The sequence below is a fragment of the Sorangiineae bacterium MSr11367 genome, assembly GCA_037157805.1.
Taxonomy (GTDB): Bacteria; Myxococcota_A; Polyangia; order Polyangiales; family Polyangiaceae; genus Pendulispora; species Pendulispora rubella.
This window is the reverse complement of the sequence record CP089983.1, coordinates 1,510,821-1,537,525: the sequence shown is the minus strand read 5'-3', so window position 1 is coordinate 1,537,525 and position 26,705 is coordinate 1,510,821. Positions and strand designations below refer to the sequence as shown.

The window sequence follows — 26,705 nt, the reverse complement described above, 5'->3', positions numbered from 1 at the left end:
TCATGGGACAAGAAAGCCCGTCGCAAACGAAGCTCCGCGAAGCCCTGGTTCGATCTCTTCGTGAGGTGGAACGCCTGCGCGACCGCCTGGCCACCTACCAGGCCGCATCGAGCGAGCCGCTCGCCATCATCGGGATGGGTCTACGCGTGCCGGGTGGGGTCGTCGACCTCGAGAGCTTCTGGAACCTCCTGGCCAGCGGCGGCGACGCCATCCGCCCCGTGCCCGAAGACCGATGGAACGCCGACGAGGTGTATGATCCGGATCCCGACGCCAAGGACAAATCGTACGTGCGGGAGGCGGCATTTCTCGACCGCATCGATCTGTTCGATGCGGCGTTCTTCGGTATCAGCCCGCGTGAAGCGAAGAACGTCGACCCGAGGCACCGTCTGCTCCTCGAGGCGAGTTGGCACGCCCTCGAGGATGCCGGTGTGGTCCCGGGCGCGCTCAAGGATTCCCAGACCGGCGTGTTCGTGGGCATCGGTCCTGGGGACTACGACTTCGTGCGGGGCCCCGCCGACGAGGCCGAGGCCTACGTGCTCACCGGCAGCCAGCCGTCGTTTGCGGCGGGTCGCTTGGCGTTCACGTTGGGGCTGCAAGGGCCTGCGCTTTCCGTGGACACGGCATGCAGTTCGTCACTCGTGGCCTTGCACCTCGCGTGTCAGGCCCTGCGCCGCGGCGAATGCCAGCTCGCGCTGGCCGGCGGTGTCCAGGTCATGGCTGCGGCCGAGGGTTTCGTCATGCTGTCGCGAACACGGGCGCTCGCGCCCGATGGGCGGTCGAAGACGTTCGCGGAGAGCGCGGATGGGTACGGGCGCGGCGAGGGCGTGATCGTGCTCGCGCTCGAACGGCTCGACGATGCGCGGGCACACGGGCGGAGGATTCTCGCCGTCGTTCGAGGGACGGCGGTCAATCATGATGGGGCGAGCAGTGGAATCACGGCGCCCAATGGCACGTCGCAGCAGAAGGTGCTGCGGGCGGCGTTGGAGGATGCGCGGCTGCGGGCAGCGGATGTCGATGTCGTCGAGTGCCATGGCACGGGGACGGCGCTCGGGGATCCCATCGAGGTGCAGGCGTTGGCCGCCGTTTACGGTGAAGGACGTGAAGAGGGACGGCCTCTCCTCTTGGGCGCCGTGAAGACGAACATCGGGCATCTGGAATCGGCCGCAGGGCTGGCGGGCGTGGCCAAGGTCATTGCCTGTTTGCGGTACGGCGCGCTGCCGCCGACGTTGCACACGAACCCGCGCAATCGGCATATCGATTGGGACGCGTTGCCCGTGCGGGTCGTGGATACGGTGGTGCCTTGGGGCGGGGGGGATAGGTTGCGGCGGGCTGGGGTTTCGGCCTTTGGGCTCAGTGGGACGAATGTGCATGTCATTGTCGAGGAGGCGCCTGCGCTCCCCCACCCCAGCCCTCCCCCGGGGGGGGAGGGTGCCGTTATGGCGTTCTCGCTATCTGCGAAGACGGAGGGGGCGCTTTTGGAGCAGGGGGCTCGGTTGGGGGCGTACCTCGATGCGCATCCCGAGGCGAGGCTGGTCGATGTGGCGTATTCGCTGGCGACCACGCGATCGCATTTCGAGTGGCGGGCGGCGTTCGTGGCGCGCGATCGCGAGCAGGTGCGCGAGGCGTTGGCGAACTTGGCGCCGCATCATGGGCATGGCTCGAAGAAGCTGGCCCTGCTCTTCACGGGGCAAGGGAGCCAGTGGGCGGGGATGGGGCGGGCTTCGTACGACGCGTTTCCCGTGTTTCGGGATGCGCTCGATGCCGTCTGCGCGCAGCTCGATCCACACTTGGAGCGACCCCTGCGCGATGTGCTCTTCTTCGACGAGGAGCGCATTCACGCGACGGGCTTCACGCAGCCCGCGCTCTTTGCGCTGGAGGTGGCGCTCTTTCGGCTGCTCGAGTCGTGGGGGCTTCGCCCGGATGTTCTCCTCGGGCACTCCATCGGCGAAATCGTCGCGGCGCACGTGGCGGGCGTCTTCTCGCTCGAAGATGTCTGCACCCTCGTGGCCGCGCGCGCTCGGCTCCTGCAAGCGTTGCCGGCCGGCGGGGCCATGATGGCCATCCAAGCCACGGAAGACGACGTGCGGCCGCGGCTCCGCGGGCGCGTCGACGTGGCGGGCATCAATGCGCCCAACTCCACGGTGGTCGCCGGCGAGGAAGCCGCGGTCGTGACCGTCGCCGAGCACTTCCAGGCCCTCGGGCGCAAGACCACACGGCTCCGGGTCAGCCACGCGTTCCACTCGCCACTGGTCGAGCCCATGCTCGACGATTTCCGGCGGGTCGCGGAGAAACTCGTCTACCACGCGCCCCGCATCCCCATCGTGTCCAATGCGACCGGGGCCCGCGCGGAGGCGCGCGACATCGCCTCCGCGGAGTACTGGGTGCGCCATGTGCGGCAGGCCGTCCGCTTTCTCGACGGAGTCCGCACGCTCCACTCCGAGGGCGCGACGACCTTTCTCGAGCTCGGCCCCCATGGTGTGCTCACACCGCTCGCCCAGGCGTGCCTCGATGAGATCGACGGCCTCACCTTCGTTCCTACGATGCAGAAGGACCGCGGCGTCGATGCCATCGTCTCGGCGCTCGGGGCCATCCACGCGCGCGGGCACCATGTCGACTGGGAGGCGTTCTTCGCGCCGCACAGGCCCTCGCGCCGGACCTTGCCAACGTATCCGTTCCAAGGTGAACGCTATTGGGTCGATTCGGGCCAGCGCCAGGCTTCGTCCCTGGGCTCGCCGGCGGGACGCTATGCGCTCGCAGGGCGGCGGTTCGATCTGCCGGACGGCTCCGTGCTGCACACCATCGACATTGGACCGTCGGTCCAACCCTATCTACGGGACCACCTCGTCTACGGACGCATCGTGGTGCCGGGCGCCTTTTACGTGGCCATTCTCCTCGCCGTGGCCGAGTCCCATTGGCCGGATCAGCCTCTCGAGCTGCGCCAGGTCGAATTTCTGCGGCCCATCTCGTTCGAGCGCGCCACCGAGTGCGTCACTTTGCATCTGCAGCTCGCGCGTGGGGCGAGCGGCTTCTCCGTCCGGCTCTGCACGCGCCAGGACGACGCGTGGACCACGCACGTCACCGCGACCCTCGACGTGGCCCCCCTTGCGCCGGCTGCGCAACGCGCATCCCTGCGCCCGCCGGCCGAGGAGCCTGCGTCGCTCGGCTACCTCGACGTGCTCCGTGCCCTCCAGATCGAGTGGGGTCCGCAATGGCGCTGGCTGCGGCAGGCATCGCGCGTTCGCGAGCGGGTCGCGGTGGGACGGCTCGCGGCCCCGGAGGGTGTCGGCGGCGACGATGCTCCGATACCGGGTGGGCTCATCGACAACGTCTTCGGCCTGGAGATCTGGAGCGCCGGGCTTCCCGCCACGGGCGAGGTGCCACGGTTGCCGTTCGCCATCGAGCGGGTCGTCTGGTACGGGCGGCACGTCGTTCCCACCTGGGCCGAGCACGCGCTCGTCACCGAGACCACCGAGGGCGCGGCGGACGCCGACGTCACGCACGCCGACATGGCCTTCTGGGATTCCGACGGCGTCCCGGTCGCGCACATCGAAGGATTCTCCACGCGGCGAGCGCCGGCTGCGCAGTTCTTCGCAGCCCAGGCCTCCTCGAACCTGTATGCGCTTGTCTGGCGAGAGATCCCGGCCCCGGCATCGCCGGCCCATGCCACGTGGGCGATCGTCGACGACGACCCCCTCGGTCTCGTGGGCGCGGCGACGGGGGCTCGCGCATACCTCGATGTGAACGAGCTCGGTCGTGCCGTTGCGCAAGGGATGCCCTTGCCCGACGTGGTGGCGATCGCATTCGGCTCCGGCGAGGCGGACACGCCGGACGTGCCCGAGCGCGCGCACCGGGCCACGCACCGGTTGCTCGCGACATTGCAAGCATGGTTCGCCGACGAGGTTTTCGCGCCGTGCCGGCTCGTGGTGCTGACCCGCGGGGCCGTGGCCGCCCGGACGGAGGACACGGTGGATCTCGTGCAGGCCCCGCTCTGGGGACTCGCGCGTTCCGCCCAGCTCGAGCACCCCGGCCGGCCGCTCACGTTGCTCGACGTCGATGCGCTCGACGCCAAGGCTGCCCGGGCTGCGGTCTCCCTCGCGGAGCCGCAACTGGCCTTGCGACAGGGTACGCTGCGCGTGCCGCGGCTCATACGTGCCGCGGCATCCTCGGCCTCGGGTGCGCGGTCGCTCGATCCGAATGGCACGGTTCTCGTTACGGGTGCCACGGGTGGCCTCGGTGCGGAGCTCGCGCGGCACCTCGTGATCCGCCATGGCGTGCGGCATCTGCTCCTGCTATCGCGCCGCGGTCCCGAGGCGCCCCTGGCGAACGATCTGGTCGCCGAACTGCAAGCGGCGGGTGCTCGCGTCACCCTTCGCGCCTGCGATGTGGGCCGCGCCGACGAGCTCGCGCAATGCCTCGAGCACGTCGCGCCCGAGCATCCGCTGACCGCCGTCGTGCACGCGGCAGGTATCCTCGACGATAAACTCCTCGCCTCGCTTTCCCAGGAAAGCCTCGACGCGGTGCTCGCGCCCAAGCTCGATGCGGCGTGGCATCTGCACCGGCTCACGGGGCACCTCGACCTGCGCGCGTTCGTGCTCTTCTCGTCGTTCGCCGGGGTGCTCGGTGGGCCGGGGCAGGCCAACTACGCCGCCGCCAATGCTGCACTCGATGGACTGGCAGTCCAACGAAATGCGCTGGGTCTGCCGGGTTGCTCCCTCGCATGGGGGCCGTGGGATGGCACCGGCATGGCCGCACGCCTTCCCGAGGCGGATCGCGCGCGCCTTCGCCGGCAAGGGCTGGTTCCGTTTTCCGCGGAGGAGGCTCTCGCACTTTTCGACGCCGCGGTGGCCCGCCCCGAGCCGTTGCTCGTACCGGTGTGCCTCGATGCCGCGGCGCTCGCGGCGCGTGGGGATTCCCTGCCGCCGATGCTGCGCGATCTGGCGCGTGCGTCGGTGCGGCGCGTGGAGGCGCCTGCGCGCCAAGGCGAAGAGCTCGCGCGACGGCTCGGCATGTTGGAACCGGCCGAGCGACTTCGGGCGGTGCTCGATGTCGTCCGGCAGCACGTGGGCGCCGTTCTCGATGCCGATCCCCATGCGCTCGAGCCGTCGCGGCCCCTGCAGGAGCTCGGGCTCGATTCGCTCATGGCGGTGGAGCTTCGAAACCGGCTTGCATCTGCAACCGGGCTGCGTCTTCCAGCAACGCTGCTGTTCGACCACCCGAGCCCCGCAGCGCTGACCCATTTGTTGCTCGAGCAGCTTCTCCCCGATGCATCGAAGGAGAACGGCCCGTCCATGCTCGCGATGGGCGTGGAACTCGATCGGGTGGAAAGCACGCTGACGGAGCTCCATGCCAACGAGGCGATGCGCGAGACGCTCACCCATCGTTTACGGGCGCTCCTGAGCAGATGGGCGGGCGGCCCGAACGCGGCTGCCGAGGTGACGTTCACGAAAAAGATCGATGCCGCCGGGGTCGACGAGTTGCTTCACATCCTCGATCAGAAGTTCGGAGACAATGCCCATGTCAGCTCGTGAAGAGAAGCTCGCCGAGTACCTCAAACGCGTCACCCACGAGCTGCACGCGGCCGAATCACGGCTGCGCAAGGTGGAGGAGAAGTCGTTCGAGCCCATCGCCATCGTGGCCATGGCGTGCCGTTTTCCAGGCGGCGTCACCTCGCCCGACGAGCTCTGGCAGCTTCTCCGCGATGGCGCCGACGCCATCTCCGCCTTTCCCTCCGACCGCGGGTGGGATCTTTCGAGCCTTTACGATCCCGACCCCGACGCCAAGGGCAAGGCCTACGTCCGCGAGGGCGGCTTCCTTCACGATGCGCTGGGCTTCGATCCGGTTTTCTTCGGCATCAGTCCGCGTGAAGCCCTGACGATCGATCCGCAGCAGCGCCTTTTGCTCGAGACCGCGTGGGAATCCCTCGAGCGCGCGGGCATTGCGCCGGCGTCCCTCCAAGGCAGCTCCACGGGCGTCTTCGTCGGCGTCATGTATCAGGATTATGCCGCCCGGCTTTTTCATGCGCCCGAGATCTTCGAGGGGCACGTGGGGATTGGCAGTGCACCGAGCATCGCCTCGGGAAGGATCGCGTACACGCTCGGGCTCGAGGGGCCGGCCATCACCGTCGACACCGCGTGCAGTTCGTCGCTCGTTGCCATCCATCTTGCCGTACAGGCGCTGCGTCAGGGGGAGTGTTCGCTGGCCCTTGCAGGTGGGGCCACCGTCATGGCCACCCCGACGAGCTTCATCGAGTTCAGTCGGCAGCGAGCGCTGGCCCCGGATGGGCGGTGCAAGTCGTTCTCGGCGGATGCCAATGGCGTGGCCTGGAGCGAAGGCGTCGGCATGTTGCTCTTGGAGCGTCTGGCCGATGCCCGACGCCTTGGCCATCCCGTGCTCGCGCTCCTGCGCGGCTCGGCGCTCAATCAGGACGGAAAGAGCCAGGGTCTCACTGCGCCCAATGGCCTTGCCCAGCAAAGGGTCATTCGCCAGGCCCTCGCCGCCGCCAACCTCGCCGCCCACGACGTCGATGCCGTCGAGGCTCACGGCACCGGGACCACTCTGGGCGATCCCATCGAGGCCGCGGCGCTCATTGCTACCTATGGGCGCGCGCGCTCCGCCGAGTCGCCTCTTTGGCTCGGGACCATCAAGTCCAATATGGGACACACCCAGGCCGCCGCCGGTATCGCGGGCGTCATCAAGATGGTCCTCGCCATGCAGCATGGGCTCTTGCCCAAGACGCTGCATGCGGACACGCCTTCGTCCCACGTCGATTGGAGCGAGGGTACCGTGCGCCTGCTCGATGTGGCCAGGCCTTGGCCTCGACGTGGGCGGCCACGCCGCGCTGCCGTTTCGTCCTTTGGGCTCAGTGGGACCAATGCGCACGTTATTTTGGAGGAGATCGAACCCGAGGCCTCCCCGCAGCGAGCCCCGGGCTTCATCTCCTACCCCGGAGCGGGGGGTTGGGGGGGGGTGCCGGCCCTCCTCTCGGCCAAGAGCGAAGTGGCGCTGCGCGCTCAGGTCGAGCAGTTGGACGCCTTTCTCGAGGCGCAGCCCGATGTGGGCTTGCTCGATGTGGCCTATTCGCTGGCCACGGGCCGTTCCCATTTCGAATGGCGTCTTGCTTGCGTGGCGACCGACCCCGCATCCATCCGCCAAGCGCTTGCGACCGCGACGCCACGCCATGCATCGGACTCCCGAAAGCTCGCCGTCCTTTTTACCGGCCAGGGCGCCCAATACGAGGGCATGGGGCAAGCTCTCTATGACGCTTTTCCCGTCTTCCGCGACGCCTTCGATGCCGCGCGCTCTCGCCTTGGTCCCTTGGCCGACGATGCGCGCATTCATGAGACCGGATTTGCCCAGCCGGCGCTCTTCGCACTCGAGGTGGCGATCTTTCGGCTCCTCGAGGCTTGGGGCCTTCAGCCCGATTTTCTCCTCGGGCACTCCGTTGGCGAAGTGGTCGCGGCCCATGTCTCGGGGGTGCTCTCCCTCGACGACGCGTGTTCTCTCGTCGCCGCGCGCGCTCGGCTCATGCAGGCGCTCCCTCCTGGCGGTGCCATGGTCGCTCTGCAGGCTGTCGAGCACGAGGTGCGGCCCCTCCTCCATGCGCGTGTCGACATTGCGGGGCTCAATGCCCCCGACTCCACAGTCGTCGCGGGCGACGAGGACGCCGTCCTCGCTCTCGCCTCGCACTTCGAAGCGCTCGGGCGCAAGACAACGCGGCTGCGCGTCAGCCATGCCTTTCACTCGCACCTCGTCGAGCCCATGCTCGAGGACTTCCGCCGCGTCGCGGAATCCCTCGCCTACAACGCGCCCCGCATTCCCATCGTCTCCAATCTGACCGGCACGCGCGTCGACCCCAGCGACGTTGCCTCACCCGATTACTGGGTGCGCCATGCTCGCCACGCCGTGCGCTTTCTCGATGGCGTGCGATTTCTCCACGCCCAAGGGGTCACCACCTTCCTCGAGCTCGGACCTCACGGCGTCCTGGCCCCACTCGCCGAACGCTGCCTCGACGCCGACGACCGCCTCGCCTTCCTTCCCACCCTGCACAAGGATCGCGATGCATCGCTCCTCGTCGCGAGCGTTGCCGAGCTCCATGCTCGCGGGCACCAAGTCGATTGGCGAGCTTTCTTCGCCCCCACGCAGCCCTCGCCCGTTGCGCTGCCGACGTATCCTTTTCAGCGAGCGCACTATTGGCTGAACGCTCCGGCGCCGGCCCATGCGCCATTGCTCGGCCTCGTGCCGGCGTCGCATCCGATGCTCGGCGCGGTGATTCACCTTGCCGATCGCGATGAGTGGATCTTCACCGGCCACGTTTCGCTGACCCGCCATCCTTGGTTGACCGGCCATACCGTTCACGGGGCCGTCCTGCTGCCCGGGACGGCGCTGCTCGAGCTCGCGTTGGCCGCAGGCGAACGCGCCGGGGTCGCGCATCTGGGCGAGCTCACGCTTCACGCGCCGCTCACCTTCCCCGCGACGGGCGCCGTGGATGTGCAACTCGTGCTCGGACGTGCGGACGACGCCGCGCAGCGAACGCTCGCCCTTTACGCCCGCCCCGCAGAGGCCACCACGGACGCCGCGTGGACGCTTCATGCCAGCGGCGTGCTCCAGCCCGCAGACGATGCGCGCCACGGCGGGACCGAGCATGGAGTTCTTTCCGAGTGGCCGCCGCCTCGGGCGACGGCCATGGACCTGGCCAGCGTGTACGAGGAGCTCGCGGCCGTAGGGGTCGCGTACGGTCCGGAGTTTCAGGGGCTGCGGGCGGCGTGGACGCGGGGGACGGAGCTCTTCGTCGAGGTGGCCCTCCCGGCGGGGGGCTCGGACGGGACGTTCTTGCTTCACCCGGTGCTCCTCGATGCGGCGCTTCACGGGCTTGGCGTGCGCGCGCTTCGCGAAGGTGGCCCGCTGGCCCTGCCCTTTGCGTGGACGGGCGTGTCGTTGCATACCGCGGGGGCGACGTCGCTTCGCGCCCGGTTCTCGCGGCGCGAGGAAGCGAACGCGGTGTCGGTGGTCATCGCGGACGCGGCAGGCAACGCCGTGGCCACCATCGATTCGCTCGCCACGAGGCCCGCGTCGTTCGAGGCGGTGCGCGGCATCCATGAGGCCATGCATCACCTCGAATGGGTGCGCCTTTCTCTCGCCGAGGCCGGCGCAGAGGGGGCATGGGCCGTCCTGGGCGAGAATTCACTCGGCCTCGAGGCAAGTGTGTACCCCGATCTGGCTACGCTGCGCGGGGCCATCGAGCAGGGGGCAACCCGGCCCGACGTGGTGGCGATCGCGTGCGCGGCGGCTCCCGACGAGGAGGGTACGCCCGCCAAGGCGCACGCCGCGACGTGCCGGGTGCTCGCGCTGCTGCAAGCGTGGCTCGCCGACGAAACCTTCGCCGCCTGCCAGCTCGTGGTGCTCACGCGCGGTGCCGTCGCAGCCGGCCCGGAAGACGATGTCGCCGACCTCGTGCATGCACCGCTCTGGGGGCTGGTGCGCTCGGCACAACTCGAACACCCGACGCGCGCCCCGCGGCTGGTGGACGTCGATGCCCTCGACATGAAGCTCCTTCGCGCGGCCATCGCTCGACCGGAAACGCAGTTGGCGATGCGAAACGGTTCGCTTCTTTCGCCGCGGCTCGCACGCGCGAGCGCATCCCGCGACGAGCTCGCGCGGCCTCTCGATGCGGAGGGCACCGTCCTCGTCACGGGTGCGACGGGGGGCCTGGGCGCCGAAATCGCGCGGCACCTCGTGGCCCATCACGGCGTACGCCACCTGCTGCTCGCCTCGCGCCAAGGGCCCGGTGCACCCGGGGCCGAAGCTCTCGTCACCGAGCTGGAGGCTGCAGGGGCCCAGGTGTGCCTGCGGGCGTGCGATGTTTCGAACGCGGATGAGCTGACGCGGCTGCTCGAGCATGTCGCATCCGATCATCCGTTGACGGCGGTCGTGCATGCGGCCGGTGTTCTCGATGATGGGCTTCTCGCGTCGCTCTCGGACGAACGACTCGCAACGGTGTTGCAACCGAAACTCGATGGCGCGTGGCATTTGCATCGGCTCACGGCCTCGCTCGATCTTCGAGCCTTCGTGCTCTTCTCGTCGCTCGCAGGTCCGCTCGGCAGCGCGGGGCAGGCCAGCTACGCGGCGGCCAACAGCGCGCTGGACGCACTGGCCGCGCATCGTCGCGCACGAGGTTTGTCGGGGTGCTCGCTTGCCTGGGGGCCTTGGGAGGCCGTGGGCATGGCGGCGCGACTGCCCGAGCTGGATCGTGCACGGATCCGGCGGCAGGGGCTCGTTCCGATGTCGTCCCCCGAGGCGCTCGCGCTGTTCGATGCGGCGCTCGGCCGCTCGGAGGCGTTGCTCATGCCGGTTCGCTTCGATGCCGCAGCCTCGAGGGCTCGCACGCGTGAACCTCGTCGCGCCAACGCGTCGCTGCAAGAGCGACTGCGCCCACTCGACGACGCGGAACGGCTGCGGACACTGCTCGACGTGGTGCGGGCACACGTTGCCGCGGTGCTCAACGTCGAGGCGGCATCCATCGAGCCGCTGCGGCCGTTGCAGGAGCTCGGGCTCGACTCGCTCATGGCCATCGAGCTCCGAAATCGACTGGCGTCGGCGACGGGCATGCGGCTCTCGACGACACTGCTTTTCGACTACCCGACGCCCGATGGTCTTGCGCGATGGCTCCGCACCGAGCTGCTCGGCCAGGATTCGGGCCCCACCGTCGCGAGGACCGTGCAGCCGGCCGCGGAGGCTGCGGATCCCGTGGCCATCGTGGCCATGGGGTGCCGATTTCCGGGCGGCGTTACCTCGCCCGACGAGCTCTGGCAGCTTCTTTGCCATGGCTCCGATGCCATCTCACCTTTTCCCTCCGACCGCGGGTGGGATCTCGACGCCCTTTTCGATCCCGATCCCGATGCCAAGGGGAAAACGTATGTCCTCGAGGGCGGCTTTCTTCGCGATGCGCTCGGCTTCGACCCCGCCTTCTTCGGCATCAGTCCGCGCGAAGCCCTGACCATCGATCCGCAGCAGCGCCTTTTGCTCGAGACGGCGTGGGAGTCCCTCGAGCGTGCGGGCATTGCGCCGGCGTCCCTCCAAGGCAGCTCCACGGGCGTCTTCGTCGGCGTCATGTATCAGGATTATGCGGCGCGGCTCTTTCAAGCGCCGCCGGAGACGTTCGAAGGACAGATTGGGATTGGCAGTGCGCCGAGCATCGCCTCGGGGAGGATCGCGTATGCGCTGGGCCTCGAGGGGCCGGCCATCACCGTCGACACCGCGTGCAGTTCGTCGCTCGTTGCCATCCACCTTGCCGCACAGGCGCTGCGTCAGGGGGAGTGCTCGCTCGCGCTCGCGGGTGGGGCCACGGTCATGGCCACGCCGACGAGCTTCATCGAGTTCAGCCGGCAACGGGGCCTTGCGCCCGATGGGCGGTGCAAGTCGTTCTCGGCGGACGCCAATGGTGTGGCCTGGAGCGAAGGCGTCGGCATGTTGCTCTTGGAGCGTCTGGCCGATGCCCGACGCCTTGGCCATCCCGTGCTCGCGCTCCTGTGCGGCTCGGCGCTCAATCAAGATGGTAAGAGCCAGGGGCTCACTGCCCCCAACGGCCTTGCCCAGCAAAGGGTCATTCGCCAGGCTCTCGCGGCGGCCAACCTTGCCCCCCAAGACGTCGATGCCGTCGAGGCTCATGGCACCGGGACCACTCTGGGCGATCCCATCGAGGCTGCGGCGCTCATGGCTACGTACGGGCGGGCTCACTCGGACGATGCGCCTCTTTGGCTCGGGACCATCAAGTCCAATATGGGACATACCCAGGCTGCCGCGGGGGTCGCGGGCGTCATCAAGATGGTTCTTGCCATGCAGCATGGGCTCTTGCCCAAGACGCTGCATGCGGACACGCCTTCGCCCCACGTCGATTGGGCCGAGGGTGCCGTGCGGCTGCTCGATGCGGCCAGGCCTTGGCCTCAACGTGGGCGGCCGCGACGCGCTGCTGTTTCGTCCTTTGGGCTCAGTGGGACCAATGCGCACATCGTGCTCGAAGAAGCGCTCCCCCACCCCAACCCTCCCGCTGCGTTGAAAGTCGGCGGCGGCAAGCCGCGGTCCTCCGAGGCCGGGACGGCGATTCATGTGCCGGTGCTCCTTTCGGCCAAGAGCGAAGCGGCGCTGCGCGCTCAGGTCGAGCAGTTGGGCGGCTTTCTCGAGGCGCAGCCCGATGTGGGCTTGCATGACGTAGCCTATTCACTGGCCACCGGCCGTTCCCACTTCGAATGGCGACTTGCCTGCGTGGCCCAGGATCGTGCCGCGCTGCAGACCGCTCTGGCATCGGCAACGCCCTCCCAGGCGCTTGGCGCCCGAAAGCTCGCCGTGCTCTTCACCGGCCAGGGTTCCCAATACGAGGGCATGGGGCAAGCTCTCTACGATGCTTTCCCCGTCTTCCGTGACGCCTTCGATGCCGCTCGCTCCCGCCTTGGTCCCTTGGCCGGCGATGGGCGCATTCATGAAACCGGCTTTGCGCAGCCCGCGCTCTTCGCGCTCGAGGTTGCGCTCTATCGACTCCTCGAGGCTTGGGGCCTTCAGCCCGATTTTCTCCTTGGGCACTCCATTGGCGAAATGGTCGCGGCCCATGTCGCGGGCGTCCTCTCCCTCGACGACGCTTGCTCCCTCGTTGCCGCGCGCGCTCGGCTCATGCAGGCCCTTCCTCCGGGCGGCGCCATGGTCGCTCTTCACGCCTCCGAGGACGAGGTCCGACCGCTCCTCCATGCGGGCGTCGACATTGCGGGGCTCAATGCTCCCAATTCCACCGTCGTCGCGGGCGACGAAGATGCCGTCCTCGCCCTCGCCGCACACTTCGAGGCCCTTGGCCGCAAGGCCTCCAGGCTCCGCGTCAGCCATGCTTTTCACTCGCCACGCGTCGAGCCCATGCTCGAGGACTTCCGGCGCGTCGCCGAGTCCCTCGCCTACAACCCTCCGCGCATCCCCATCGTTTCCAATCTCACGGGTTCTCGCGTCGAGCCGTCCGACATGGCCTCCCCGGATTACTGGGTGCGCCATGCTCGACACGCCGTCCGCTTTCTCGATGGCGTCCGCTTTCTCCACGCCCAAGGCGTCTCTTCCTTCCTCGAGCTCGGGCCCCACGGCGTCCTCGCTCCACTCGCCGAACGCTGCCTCGAGGCGGACTCCGACCTCGCTTTCCTTCCTACCCTCCTCAAGGGCCGCGACGCCTCTTCGCTCGTCGACGCAGTCGCAGAGCTCCACACCCGCGGACACCATGTCGATTGGAACGCCTTCTTCGCCCCCGTTCGGCCTTCGCGCGTTGCGCTGCCTACGTATCCCTTTCAACGGGAGCGCTTTTGGCTGGATGCGTCGCCGCCTGCCAACGACACGCCGGCGGAGGATACGCGCTTCTGGGAGGCCATCGAACGAGGAAACCTCGATGCGCTCAGTGCGTCGCTGCGCATCGACGCCCCCGAGCAGCGCAAGTCGCTGGCTTCGTTGCTGCCCGCCCTCTCGGCGTGGCACCGAGAACGCTCCGATCGGAACGAACTCGATGCGTGGCGTTACCGCATCGCGTGGAAGGCTCTCGCCTCCGCCGCGTCTGCCGCGCGCCTCGAGGGCACCTGGTGGATCGTCGCCTCGGCCCGAGGTATCGAGTCGGCCATGGCGCGGGCCCTTTCCCGCGCGCTCACCGAGCATGGGGCCGACATCGTGGCGGTGGTGCTCGAGGAGGACGGTGGAAACCTCGCGGCGCGTCTCGCGGAATCGGCGCCGCGCGGGGTTCTCTCGTTGCTCGCGCTCGATATGGAACCATTGCCTGGGCAACCGTCCATGCCGCGCGGGCTCGCGTCCAACCTCGCACTCGTGCGGGCGCTCGCGGACTGCGCCGTGCCGGCTTCGCTCTGGCTCCTCACGCAGGGCGCGGTCTCCATCGGGCGCTCCGACCCACTGACCTCGCCGCTGCAAGCGTTGACGTGGGGCCTGGGGCGCGTGGTCGCGCTCGAGCAGCCCCAACTCTGGGGCGGATTGTTGGACGTCCCCGCAGCGCTGGATGCAGCGGCCCTCTCGCGGCTCGTGTTCGCGCTCGCCCAGGACGAGGACCAGATTGCACTTCGCACCTCGGGGCTGTTCGCGCGACGGCTCGTTCGGGCGCCGCAGAAGGACGTCGCACGGGCATGGAAGCCGCGTGGCACCGCCCTGGTCACGGGGGGCACGGGCGCGCTCGGGGCGCATGTGGCGCGGTGGCTGGCCCGCCGTGGGGTCGAGCACCTGGTGCTCACCAGCCGGCGCGGGGCCGATGCCCCTGGTGCACGCGAGCTGCATGACGAGCTCACCGCCCTGGGGTGCCGCATCTCGCTCGAAGCGTGCGACGCGTCGGATGGCGATGCCCTCGAAGCACTGTTGGGGCGCATCGGCGAGGTGAACGCCGTGGTGCACACCGCGGGCGTGGTCGAACACCGGGCGCTCGCGCAGACCTCCACGGAAGACATGCACCGGGTGGTCGCGGCGAAGGTCGCGGGGGCCTTCCACCTCGATCGACTCCTTGGCGAGAGGCCGCTCGATGCCTTCGTCCTTTTCTCCTCGGTGGCCGGCGTGTGGGGCAGCGCAGGGCAGTCGGCGTATGCCGCTGCCAACGCGTACCTCGACGCGCTGGCCGAACATCGACGCGCGCGCGGGCTCGCCGCCACCGCATTGGCATGGGGCCCCTGGGCCGACGGCGGAATGGCCGATGCCGACGGCGCACACGAGCACCTGCGCCGGCGCGGACTATCGCCCATGGCGCCTTCCCGCGCCCTGCTCGCCTTCGCAGGGGCCGTCGACTCCGAGGAAGCCGCCATCACGCTGGCCGATGTCGACTGGAGCCGATTTGCTCCATCCTTCGCGGCGGCGCGTCCTCGGCCCTTGCTGCGCGCCTTGCCCGAAGCGGTCCACGCGCTCGAAGCGGCCGCACCGGCATCCGGGGAGGACGATGCGCTCCTCGCGCAACTGCGTGGCCTTTCCGTCGCGGAAAGGCGCGAGCACTTGGTGGGCGTGGTGCGCACCGAGACGGCGGCGGTTCTCGGGCACGCCGATCCTGCGCGGCTCGATCCGCAAACCGGCTTCGCCGACCTCGGGCTCGATTCGCTCATGGCCGTGGAGCTTCGGCGGCGGTTGCAACGGATCACGCGCGCGCCCCTGCCGGCCACCCTCGCATTCGATTTTCCCTCCCCTCGTCACGTGGCTGGCTTCGTGCTCCAGGCCACCGGCATGGACACCGCGGTGCACGCGGTGGCGGCTGCACCGAGCGAGAACGGCGGTGCGGAGCATCGCGCGGTGGCGATCGTGGGCATCGGTTTGCGGCTTCCGGGTGGCGTCGTCGACCTGAATGGCTTCTGGCGGCTGCTCGAAGGCGGTGTGGATGCGGTGGCGGGCATCCCGGAGGACCGGTGGAACGCGGAGGATGTGTACGATCCGGATCCGGACGCCAAGGACAAGTCGTATGTGCGGGAAGGCGCCTTCTTGGAGCGGGTGGACCGATTCGATGCCGCCTTCTTCGGCATCAGCCCGCGCGAGGCGGCCCACATCGATCCGCAGCATCGGTTGCTGCTCGAGGTGGGTTGGGAAGCGCTCGAGGATGCGAGCATCGTTCCTGGGTCGCTGCGCGATTCGCGGACCGGAGTCTTCGTGGGCATCGGGCCCAGTGACTACGAGTTGCGGCTTCGAAAGAACGGTGCCGAGGCGTACGCCGTCACGGGGACGCATACGTCGTTTGCCGCGGGCCGGCTGGCCTTCACCTTGGGACTCCAGGGGCCCGCCCTTTCCGTGGATACGGCGTGCAGTTCGTCCCTCGTCGCGCTCCACCTCGCGTGCCAGGCCTTGCGGCGGGGTGAGTGCCAGTTCGCGTTGGCGGGCGGCGTCCAGGTCATGGCGGCGCCGGAGCCTTTCGTGCTGCTGTCGCGAACGCGGGCGCTTGCCGCCGATGGGCGGTCGAAGACGTTCTCCGAGAGCGCGGATGGGTACGGGCGCGGGGAGGGCGTGGTGGTGCTCGCGCTCGAGCGACTCGATGATGCTCGGGCACAGGGACGCGAGGTGCTCGCCGTCGTGCGGGGGACGGCGGTCAACCATGATGGGGCCAGCAGTGGCATTACGGCGCCCAATGGCACTTCACAGCAGAAGGTGCTCCGGGCCGCGCTGGAGGACGCCGGCCTTGGCGCTGCGGAGGTCGATGTGGTCGAGTGCCATGGTACGGGGACCGCGCTCGGCGATCCCATCGAGGTGCAGGCGTTGGCTGCCGTTTACGGCGAGGGGCGCGCGGCGGAGCGGCCACTCTTGTTGGGCGCTGTGAAGACGAACATTGGGCATTTGGAGTCGGCCGCGGGGTTGGCCGGCGTCGCCAAGATGGTCGCGTGCTTGCGGCATGGGGCGTTGCCGCCCACATTGCATACGACGCCGCGCAATCGGCATATCGATTGGGATGCGCTGCCCGTGCGCGTGGTGGATGCGATGGCGCCTTGGAACGCGGGCGATAGGGTGCGGCGCGCCGGGGTGTCCGCCTTTGGGCTCAGTGGGACCAATGCGCACGTCATTGTCGAGGAGGCGCCCATCGAGCATGGAGCGCCGGCTTCCAGCCGGCGGTTCGCCGCCTTCCAGGCGGCTGCGCTCCCCCTCCCCAGCCCTCCCGCTGCGTTGAAAGTCGGCCGCGGCAAGCCGCGGACCTCCGAGAGGGAGGGAGCCGTAACGGCCGGCGATCCATCCGTGTTGCACTCTCTTGCGACATCAACCGCGTTCGTTTTGTCGGCGAAGACGGACAGCGCGTTGCGGGCTCAGGGCGAACAGTTAATAGCTTATCTCGAAGAGCGTCCCGAGTTGAATCTGCTCGATATTGCGTATTCGCTGGCGACGGCGAGATCGCATTTCGAGTGGCGGGCGGCGTTCGTGGCGCGGGATCGTGAGCAGGTGCGGCAGGCGCTGGGCGCGCTTGCGCCGAGTGCGGCGCGTGCGTCGAAGCTCGGGGTGCTCTTTACGGGGCAAGGGAGCCAGTGGGCGGGGATGGGGCGTGCGCTGGACGAGGCGTTTCCTGCCTTTCGCGAATCGCTCGATGCGGTGTGCGCGCAGCTCGATCCGCATTTGGAGCGCCCGCTGCGCGATATTCTCTTTTCCGACGAAGAGCGCATTCACGAAACCGGATTTACGCAGCCGGCGCTCTTTGCGCTGGAGGTCGCGCTCTTTCGGCTGCTGGAGGGTTGGGGCCTTCGCCCCGATATCCTTCTCGGGCACTCCATTGGCGAGGTCGTCGCGGCGCACGTCGCGGGCGTGTTCTCCCTCGAGGACGCATGCACCTTGGTGGCCGCGCGGGCTCGACTCATGCAGGCGCTGCCTGCTGGCGGCGCCATGGTCGCCCTGCGCGCCTCGGAAGAGGAGGTTCGTCCGCTGCTCCGTCCGGGCATCGACATCGCCGGGCTCAATGCGCCCCATGCTACCGTGGTGGCGGGCGACGAAGTGGCCGTCTTGGCCCTGGCCTCGCACTTCGAGGCGCTCGGACGAAAGACCTCGCGCTTGCGCGTCAGCCACGCGTTTCACTCGCCGCGGGTCGAGCCCATGCTCGAAGACTTCCGCCGCGTCGCCGAAACCCTCACGTACCAACCTCCCCGCCTGCCCATCGTGTCCAACCTCACCGGCGAGCGCGTGGAGCCCCAGGATATGGCGTCCGCGGATTACTGGGTGCGCCATGTGCGGCAGGCCGTCCGCTTTCTCGATGGCGTCCGCACGCTCCATGTCGAGGGCGTGACGACCTTCCTCGAGCTCGGCCCCCACGGCGTGCTCACACCGCTCGCCCAGGCGTGCCTCGAAGGGAACGACGATCTCACCTTCCTGCACACCGTGCAGAAAGATCGCGGCGCCGAGTCTCTCGTCGCGGCACTGGGGGCGCTCCATGTGCGCGGGCACCACATCGACTGGGACGCGTTCTTCGCGCCGCAGCGGCCCTCGCGGGTGAAGCTTCCGCCGTATGCTTTCCAACGCGAGCGCTTCTGGGTCGATGCACCGCCGGCTCACGATGGCCCGGCGGCCGCAGGGGATCGGCTCTTCTGGGACGCCGTCGAAACGGGCAACGTCGATGCACTCGGCACGTCGCTGCACCTCGACGATCCCACGCAGCGCGCGTCGCTGGCCACGTTGCTTCCCGCGCTGTCGGCGTGGCACCGCGAACGCTCCGATCGCGACGCGCTCGATGGGTGGCGCTACCGCATCACGTGGAAGCCGCTGCCGGCAGCCCCGCCGGCGCGGCTCGAAGGTACCTGGTGGCTCGTGCGCTCGGCGCACGACGGCGAGCTCGCCGATGCCATTTCGCGCGCGCTCACCGAGCACGGCGCGCAGGTCGTGTCCGTGCTGGTCGAGGACGACGATCGCGTTGCACGCCTGCGGGAGGCGCTCGATCGCGCGCCGGCCCCACGCGGCATCGTCTCCCTGCTCGCGCTCGACACGTCGGCCTCGCCGGCGCATCCCGCCGTGCCCCGCGGCCTTGCCTCCACCCTCGGCCTGGCCCGAGCCTTCGGCGAACTCTCCCTTGCGACGCCGCTCTGGATCCTGACGCGCGGTGCCGTGTCCATCGGGCGCTCCGAGCAACTGGCATCGCCGCTCCAAGCGCTCGCGTGGGGGCTCGGACGCGCGCTCGCCCTCGAACATCCGCGGAGCTGGGGCGGACTGCTCGACCTGCCCGATTCCCTCGATGCGATCGCGCTTTCTCGCATGGTGGCGGCCTTCGGGCGCGGCGAAGATCAGGTTGCCCTTCGGGCCTCGGGGCTGTTTGCGCGGCGGCTCGTGCGGACCCGCGGGTCGTCGGTGGCACCGACGTGGAGGCCGCGGGGGACCGTCTTGATCACCGGTGGCACGGGCGCCCTCGGTGCGCATGTGGCGCGATGGCTGGCCCGTGAAGGGGCCGAGCACCTCGTCCTCGCCAGCCGGCGCGGCCCGAACGCGCCGGGCGCGCGGGAGCTGCACGAGGAGCTCACGGCCATGGGCGTCCGTGTTTCCGTCGAAGCGTGCGACAGCTCGGATCCCGAGGCCCTGGCCGCATTGCTCGATCGCATTCCCGATGTGCGCGCGGTCGTGCACACGGCGGGGGTGCTCCAGCACGTGCCCCTCGAACGGACGTCGCTCGACGAGGTGCAGAGCGTCCTCGCAGCGAAGGTGTGCGGGGCGTCGAACCTCGATCGGTTGCTCGGCGACAAGCCGCTCGACGCCTTCGTTCTCTTTTCGTCCATCGCGGGAGTCTGGGGAAGCGCAGGACAATCGGCCTACGCCGCCGCCAATGCGTACCTCGACGCGCTCGCCGAGAACCGACGCGCGCGCGGGCTCGTGGCCACGGCCGTGGCGTGGGGACCTTGGGCCGACGGCGGCATGGCGGAAGGAGACGGTGCGCGCGAACACCTGCGCCGGCGCGGACTGTCGCCCATGGCGCCTTCCCGAGCCTTGGGTGCGCTGGCGGGCGCGCTCGGAGCCGACGAGGCGACCCTCACCGTCGCCGACGTGGACTGGACTCGATTCGCGCCGGCCTTCGCGGCTGCACGCCATCGCCCTTTGTTCGATGCGCTGCCCGAAGCGGTCCGCGCCCTCGAGGTGTCGGCACCGGAGGTCTCGGGTGACGACGCTGCGCTCGTGGGTCGACTGCGCGGCCTTCGCGAGGGCGAGCGGCTCGAGCATCTCGTCGATCGGGTGCGCGCCGAGTGCGCGGCCGTCTTGGGGCACGACGATCCCGCGCGACTCGATCCCCGAACTGGATTCGCCGACCTCGGGCTCGACTCGCTGATGGCCGTCGAGCTCCGCCGCCGGTTGCAGCAAGCCACGCGGGTCGCACTGCCGGCGACGCTCACCTTCGATTTCCCATCGCCCCGTCGCGTTGCCGGCTTCTTGCTCGAGACCCTCGGGCTCGCCGTCGCCACGGCGCACGATGCGCTTCATGAAGCCGTCCAGCAAGAGGGCAGTCCCAGCGTTGCCATCGTGGGCATCGGCTTGCGGCTGCCCGGTGGCGTCGTGGACCTCGCTTCGTTCTGGCACCTCCTCGCATCCTCGGTCGATACGCTCCGCGTGGTCCCGCAGGATCGCTGGGACGCCGATGCGACGTACGACCCCGATCCCGAGGCCAAGGACAAATCCTACGTCCGGCACGCGGCCTTCCTGGACCGGGTCGATGGGTTCGATGCCTCGTTCTTCGGCATCAGCCCGCGCGAGGCGCGGCACATCGATCCGCAACATCGGTTGCTGCTCGAGGCGGGCTGGCACGCGCTCGAGGATGCGAGCATCGTTCCCGAGTCGCTGCGCGATTCGCGGACCGGCGTCTTTGTGGGCATCGGGCCCAGTGATTACGAATTGCGCCTGCAAGATCACGACGCCGAGGCCTATGCCGTCACGGGGACGCATTCGTCGTTTGCCGCGGGCCGGCTGGCCTTCACCTTGGGACTCCAGGGGCCCGCCCTTTCCGTGGACACGGCGTGCAGTTCGTCCCTCGTCGCGCTCCATCTTGCGTGCCAAGCTTTGCGGCGGGGTGAGTGCCAGTTCGCATTGGCGGGCGGCGTCCAGGTCATGGCCGCCGCCGAAGGGTTCGTGACGCTGTCGCGAACGCGGGCGCTGGCCGCCGATGGGCGGTCGAAGACGTTCTCCGAGGGGGCCGACGGCTACGGGCGTGGCGAGGGTGTGGTGGTGCTCGCGCTCGAGCGACTCGACGATGCACGGGCGAATGGGCGGCGGGTCCTGGCGGTCGTGCGGGGGACGGCGGTCAACCATGATGGGGCCAGTAGCGGCATTACGGCGCCCAATGGGACTTCGCAGCAGAAGGTGCTCCGGGCCGCCCTCGAGGATGCGCGGCTGCGTGCCGCGGAGGTCGATGTGGTCGAGTGCCATGGTACGGGGACCGCGCTCGGCGATCCCATCGAGGTGCAGGCGTTGGCTGCCGTTTACGGCGAGGGGCGCGCGGCGGAGTGGCCACTCTTGTTGGGCGCCGTGAAGACGAATATTGGGCACTTAGAGTCGGCCGCGGGATTGGCCGGCGTCGCCAAGATGGTCGCCTGCTTGCGGTATGGGGCGTTGCCTCCGACGTTGCATACGATGCCGCGCAATCGGCATATCGATTGGGATGCGTTGCCCGTGCGGGTGGTGGATGCGATGGTGCCTTGGGGGGCGGGCGATAGGGTGCGGCGGGCTGGGGTGTCGGCCTTTGGGCTCAGTGGGACCAATGCGCACGTCATTGTGGAGGAGGCTCCTACGCTCCCCCTCCCCGGCCCTCCCGCTGCGTTGAAAGTCGGCCGCGGCAAGCCGCGGACCTCCGAGGGGGAGGGAGCCGTAACGGCGTTCGTCTTGTCGGCGAAGACGGAGAGCGCGCTGCGAGTGCAGGGGGAGCAGTTGGCGGCGTATCTCGATGCGAATCCCGACGTGGGCTTGGTCGATGTGGCGTCTTCGCTGGCGACGGCGCGATCGCATTTCGAGTGGCGGGCGGCGGTTGTGGCGCGGGATCGCGAGCAGGTGCGGCAGGTGCTGGGCGCGCTCGCGCCTTGTGCGGCGCATCGAGCGAAGAAGCTCGGGGTGCTCTTTACGGGACAGGGGAGTCAGTATTCGGGGATGGGGCGGGCCCTGTACGAGAGCTTTCCGGCGTTTCGTGAGGCGCTCGATGCGGTGTGCGCGCACATCGATCCGGCGTTGCCTGGGATCGTCTTTTCCGAGGATGCGCGCATCCACGAAACGCGGTTCACGCAGCCGGCGCTCTTTGCGCTGGAGGTGGCGCTCTTTCGACTGCTCGAGTCGTGGGGGCTTCGACCCGATGTCCTTCTCGGGCACTCCATCGGCGAAATCGTCGCGGCCCACGTGGCCGGCGTCTTGTCGCTCGAGGATGCCTGCACCCTCGTCGCCGCGCGCGCGCGTCTCATGCAGGATCTTCCGCCGGGCGGCGCCATGGTCGTCGTTCAGGCCACGGAGGACGAGGTCCGGCCCCACCTCGATGCAGGCGTCGACCTCGCGGGGCTCAATGCGCCGCAGTCCACCGTCGTCGCCGGCGGCGAGAACGCCGTTCACGCCATCGCGCAGCACTTCGAAGCCCTCGGCCGCAAGACCACGCGGCTGCGGGTCAGCCACGCGTTTCACTCCCCCCTCGTCGACCCCATGCTGGACGACTTCCGGCGTGTGGCCGAGTCGCTCTCGTACCAACCTCCGCGCATTCCCATCGTCTCCAACCTCACCGGGCAGCGCGCCCATCCCGCCGACATCGCCTCGGCCGATTACTGGGTGCGGCACGCCCGCCACGCCGTCCGATTCCTCGATGGCGTCCGGTCGCTCCACGCCGAGGGCGTGACCACCTTCCTCGAGCTCGGGCCCCACGGCGTCCTCACTCCGCTGGCCCAAGCCTGCCTCGATGGCCACACCGACGATCTCGCGTTCATCACCGCCCTGCGCAAAGACCGCGGGGTCGAGGCACTCGTTTCCGCCATCGGAACGCTGCACGCGCGCGGGCATCACGTCGACTGGGAGGCCTTCTTCGCGCCCCTGCGCCCGTCGCGCGTGGAGCTACCCACCTATCCCTTCCAGCAAGAGCGCTTTTGGCTCGAGCGCCACGAACGTCGGACCACGCATGCCCTCGGCGCCTCGGGCGGGCGCTACCCGCTGGCCGGACGGCGGATCGATCTGCCCGATGGCTCGGGGCTGCACCTGCTCGACATCGGCCCGACGGTGCAGTCGTACCTTCACGACCACGTCGTTTACGGACAGATTGTCGTTCCGGGTGCCTTCTACGTCGCCGTCCTTCTTGCGGTCGCGGCGTCGCATTGGCCCGACCAGCCCCTCGAGGTGCGCGATCTCCAATTCGTCCGAGCGTTGACGTTCGAAGGAGATCTCGAGCCGACGACCTTGCATGTACAACTTTCCCCTCTCGTCCCGGCGGGCTTTTCGGCGACGCTCTCCACCCGCGGGGAAGAAGGCTGGTCGACGCACGTCATCGCCACGATCGCCCCCAGCACGGCGCCGGAACGGGCGCCCCTGCAGACGGACCTACGCGAAACTTCACGCCGAGCGTCGCTCGATGCGGTCATCGCGCTCTTTCAATCGATGAACATCGATTGGGGTCCCCAATGGTGCTGGCTCCGCGATGTGGGCTACACCCGTGAGCGCACGGGGCTCGGCCAATTGGCGGTGCCGGAGCGCAGCCCCATCGATGCGCCCCTTCCCGGTGGTCTCATCGACAGCGCCTTCGGGCTCGGCTTCTGGACCGCGTCCGCGGCACTGGGGGGCGAGCATCCCTCGTCGTCGAATCAAACCGCCCGCGTGCCGTTCGCCGTCGAGCGCCTCGTTTGGTACGGGCGCACCTCGCTTCCGGCATGGACCGAGCACGCCTTGCGCGGCGAAGTCGACACCGACGCCGACGTCAGTCTGTCGGACCTGGCCTTCTGGGACGCGGACGGCGTCCCGGTCGCCCACATCGAGGGCTTCTCCACGCGACGCGCCCCCTCGTCGCAGTTCTTCGCGAAAGACAGCGCCGCAGCTCCGTTGCACGCGGTCCTTTGGAGCGAGGTGCCCGCCCCCGCGTCCGCGCCCGCCACGGCATGGGCCCTCATCGGGGACGGTCGCCTCGACACGGTCCCCGCGTACCCCGATCTCGAGGCGCTCCAGCGCGCCATCGCGGAAGGCGCACCCGTGCCGAACGTCGTGGTGCTCGCATTCGTCTCCGAAAACACCGAGGCCGACGTCCCCGCCTGCGCCCATCGGGCGACGCACCGCTTGCTCGCGCTGCTGCAGTCGTGGCTCGCCGACGATGCCTTCGGGCCGTGCCGGCTCGTCGTCCTCACCCGTCGTGCCATCGCCACGCAGCCCGATGAAGACGTCCTCGACCTCGCCCACGCACCGGTGTGGGGATTGACCCGATCCGCGCAAATCGAGAACCCGTCGCGCGGCATCGTGCTCGTCGATGCCGACGACGCGGACATGCCCACGCTCCACGCAGCCCTCGCGCTCGACGAGCCGCAGATCGCCATCCGGCAGCGCGCTCTTCGGACTCCGCGCCTTGCGCGCACCAAGTCCGTCGCCGGTGTGCCGTGCCCCCTCGATCCGAACGGCACCGTGCTGATCACCGGCGCCACGGGCGCCCTCGGTGCCGAAGTGGCGCGTCACCTCGTGAACCACCACGCCGTGCGGCACTTGCTCCTCACGTCGCGCCAAGGGGCCGAGGCCGCAGGCGCCGGCGATCTCGTCGCCGAGCTGCACGCCGCGGGCGCGCACGTCGATCTTTGCCCCTGCGACGCGGCCGACCCCGATGCGCTCGCACGGACGCTCGCCCGCGTGGACTCGGAGCATCCCCTGACCGCCGTCGTGCACGCCGCCGGTGTCCTCGACGATGGACTTCTCGCGTCCCTCTCGCCCGAACGCATCGACGCCGTCCTTCGGCCCAAGCTGGATGCGGCGTGGCATCTGCACCGACTCACCCGCCACCTCGATCTGCGAGCCTTCGTCCTCTTCTCTTCGCTCTCCGGGGTGCTCGGCAGCCCGGGACAAGCCAGCTACGCGGCGGCCAATGCGGCGCTCGATGCGCTGGCGGCGCATCGTGTGGCCCACGGCCTTCCGGCGAGCTCCCTCGCGTGGGGGCCTTGGGACGGCATCGGGATGGCCGCGCGCCTTCCCGAGCAAGATCGCGCGCGCATCCGCCGGCAGGGCCTCGTTCCCCTGGCCACGTCGGAGGGATTCGCGCTCTTCGATGCCGCCCTCGCGCGCCCCGAGCCTCTGCTCGTTCCCGTTCACTTCGATGCGGCCGCCCTGGCGACCCGTGGGGATGCCCTCCCGCCGATCCTCCGCGGCCTCGTTCGTGCTCCGGCACGAGGAGCACGCACCGGCCAACCCCCGGTCGATCCCCTCGCGGCAAAGCTTCGCACCCTCGACGAGGCCGGCCAGCTTCGGACCCTGCTCGACTTCGTTCGACAACACGTGGGCGCCGTCCTCGATACCCACCCTTCATCCATCGAACCGCAGCGTCCTCTCCAGGAGCTCGGCCTCGATTCCCTCATGGCCGTCGAACTTCGCAATCGACTCGCCTCCGCGTCCGGCCTTCGTTTCTCGGCCACACTCCTGTTCGACTATCCGACCCCCGACGCGCTCACCCGTTTCCTTCGCGCCGAACTCGTCCCGGAAACCGACGTCCCGAAGATCGAGCCGATCGCGACGGAGGACGAACCCGATGCACTCGAGTCGATGAACCTCGACGCCCTCGTTCAACTTGCTCTCGCCGAGGAACCTGCATGACCATCTCCCAGGACAAGATCACCGAAGCCCTCCGTACCTCGCTGCGCGAAGTCGAGCGCCTCAAGAAACGGAATCGAGACATCGAGGCGGCGGCGAAGGAACCCGTGGCCATCGTGGCCATGGGGTGCCGCTTTCCAGGAGGCGCCGACAGCCCCGAGGCGTTCTGGAAGTTGCTCGAGGGAGGAAAGGATGCCATCTCGGGCTTCCCCACCAACCGCGGGTGGGACGTGGACGGACTCTACGATCCCGATCCCGACGCTCCCGGGAAAAGCTACGTGCGCGAGGGCGGCTTTCTCTACGACGCGGACCGCTTCGACGCGGCCTTCTTCGGAATCGGACCGCGCGAGGCGGCTTCGATGGATCCGCAACAGCGGCTGCTGCTCGAGACGTCCTGGGAGACCATCGAGCGCGCGGGCATCGCGCCCACGTCGCTGCATGGCAGTCCCACGGGCGTCTTCGTCGGCATCATGTACCAGGACTACAGCGCCAACTTGATGCAGGCAGCCGAGAGCTCCGAAGGGTACGTGGCCATCGGAAGCGGGGGAAGCATCGCGTCGGGCCGCGTGGCCTACACCCTCGGATTGCACGGCCCCGCCGTCACCGTCGACACTGCGTGCAGCTCGTCGCTGACTGCGATTCATCTGGCGTGCCAGGCACTGCGCAACGGGGAGTGCACGCTCGCCCTCGCCGGTGGGGTCACCATCATGGCGACGCCCACGTCCTTCGTGGAGTTCAGCCGCCAGCGTGTGCTGTCCACCGACGGGCGGTGCAAGCCCTTTTCCGAGAAGGCGGACGGCGCGAGCTGGGGCGAGGGCATCGGGATGATTCTGCTCGAGCGCCTCTCTGACGCGCAACGAAACGGGCACCCCGTGCTGGCCGTCCTTCGTGCGTCGGCGCTGAATCAGGATGGGCGAAGCCAAGGCCTCACGGCCCCCAACGGGCCCGCGCAGCAGCGGGTGATTCGGCAGGCGCTCCTCAGCGCGCAGCTCGCGCCCGGTGACATCGACGTCGTCGAGGCGCATGGCACGGGGACCACGTTGGGCGATCCCATCGAAGCGCAGGCCCTGCTCGCGACGTACGGCCGGAACCGCGGGAAGGAGCAGCCGCTCTGGCTCGGCAGCATCAAGGCCAACCTGGGGCACACGCAGGCGGCGGCCGGCGTGGCGGGCGTCATCAAGATGGTGCTGGCGATGCAGCACGGGCTCCTGCCAAAGAGCTTGCACTCCGATGTGCCGTCGCACCACGTCGATTGGGGTTCGGGGGCGGTCCGCCTCTTGAGTGCGGCCACGCCTTGGCCGGTCAATGGGCATCCTCGGCGCGCGGCGATTTCGTCGTTTGGTCTCAGTGGGACCAATGCGCATGCCATTTTGGAGGAGCCGCCGAGGCTCCCCCTCCCCGGCCCTCCCGCTGCGTTGAAAGTCGGCCGCGGCAAGCCGCGGACCTCCGGGGGGAGGGAGCCGTAACGGCGCTTCTTATCTCGGCCAAAA

The 26,705-nt window shown here is 69.1% G+C and carries 3 protein-coding genes; all 3 read left to right on the top strand.

Annotated elements, in window-relative coordinates:
- The first annotated feature begins 2 nt into the window (after positions 1 to 2).
- Genes LVJ94_06290 through LVJ94_06280 form a run of 3 tightly spaced genes read left to right on the top strand, consistent with a single transcriptional unit; the run spans position 3 to position 26,681 of the window.
- Complete coding sequence (locus LVJ94_06290) at positions 3 to 5,528, top strand: SDR family NAD(P)-dependent oxidoreductase (protein ID WXB06842.1); 5,526 nt, start codon at positions 3 to 5, stop codon at positions 5,526 to 5,528.
- On the top strand, positions 5,515 to 25,218 hold the full coding sequence (locus LVJ94_06285) for an SDR family NAD(P)-dependent oxidoreductase (protein ID WXB06841.1): 19,704 nt from the start codon (positions 5,515 to 5,517) through the stop codon (positions 25,216 to 25,218). The genes LVJ94_06290 and LVJ94_06285 overlap by 14 nt, the downstream gene beginning before the upstream one ends.
- Positions 25,215 to 26,681 carry a polyketide synthase docking domain-containing protein gene (locus LVJ94_06280; GenBank protein WXB06840.1) on the top strand — a complete coding sequence of 489 codons (1,467 nt, stop codon included), beginning with the start codon at positions 25,215 to 25,217 and terminating at the stop codon, positions 26,679 to 26,681. Before LVJ94_06285 ends, LVJ94_06280 begins: the two co-directional genes overlap by 4 nt.
- The last annotated feature ends 24 nt before the right edge of the window (positions 26,682 to 26,705 follow it).

What these genes read in the sequence shown, in the direction of transcription:
- LVJ94_06290 (WXB06842.1), top strand. Translation starts at nt 3, where the DNA reads ATGGGACAAGAAAGCCCGTCGCAAACGAAGCTCCGCGAAGCCCTGGTT.
- LVJ94_06285 (WXB06841.1), top strand. Translation starts at nt 5,515, where the DNA reads ATGTCAGCTCGTGAAGAGAAGCTCGCCGAGTACCTCAAACGCGTCACC.
- LVJ94_06280 (WXB06840.1), top strand. Translation starts at nt 25,215, where the DNA reads ATGACCATCTCCCAGGACAAGATCACCGAAGCCCTCCGTACCTCGCTG.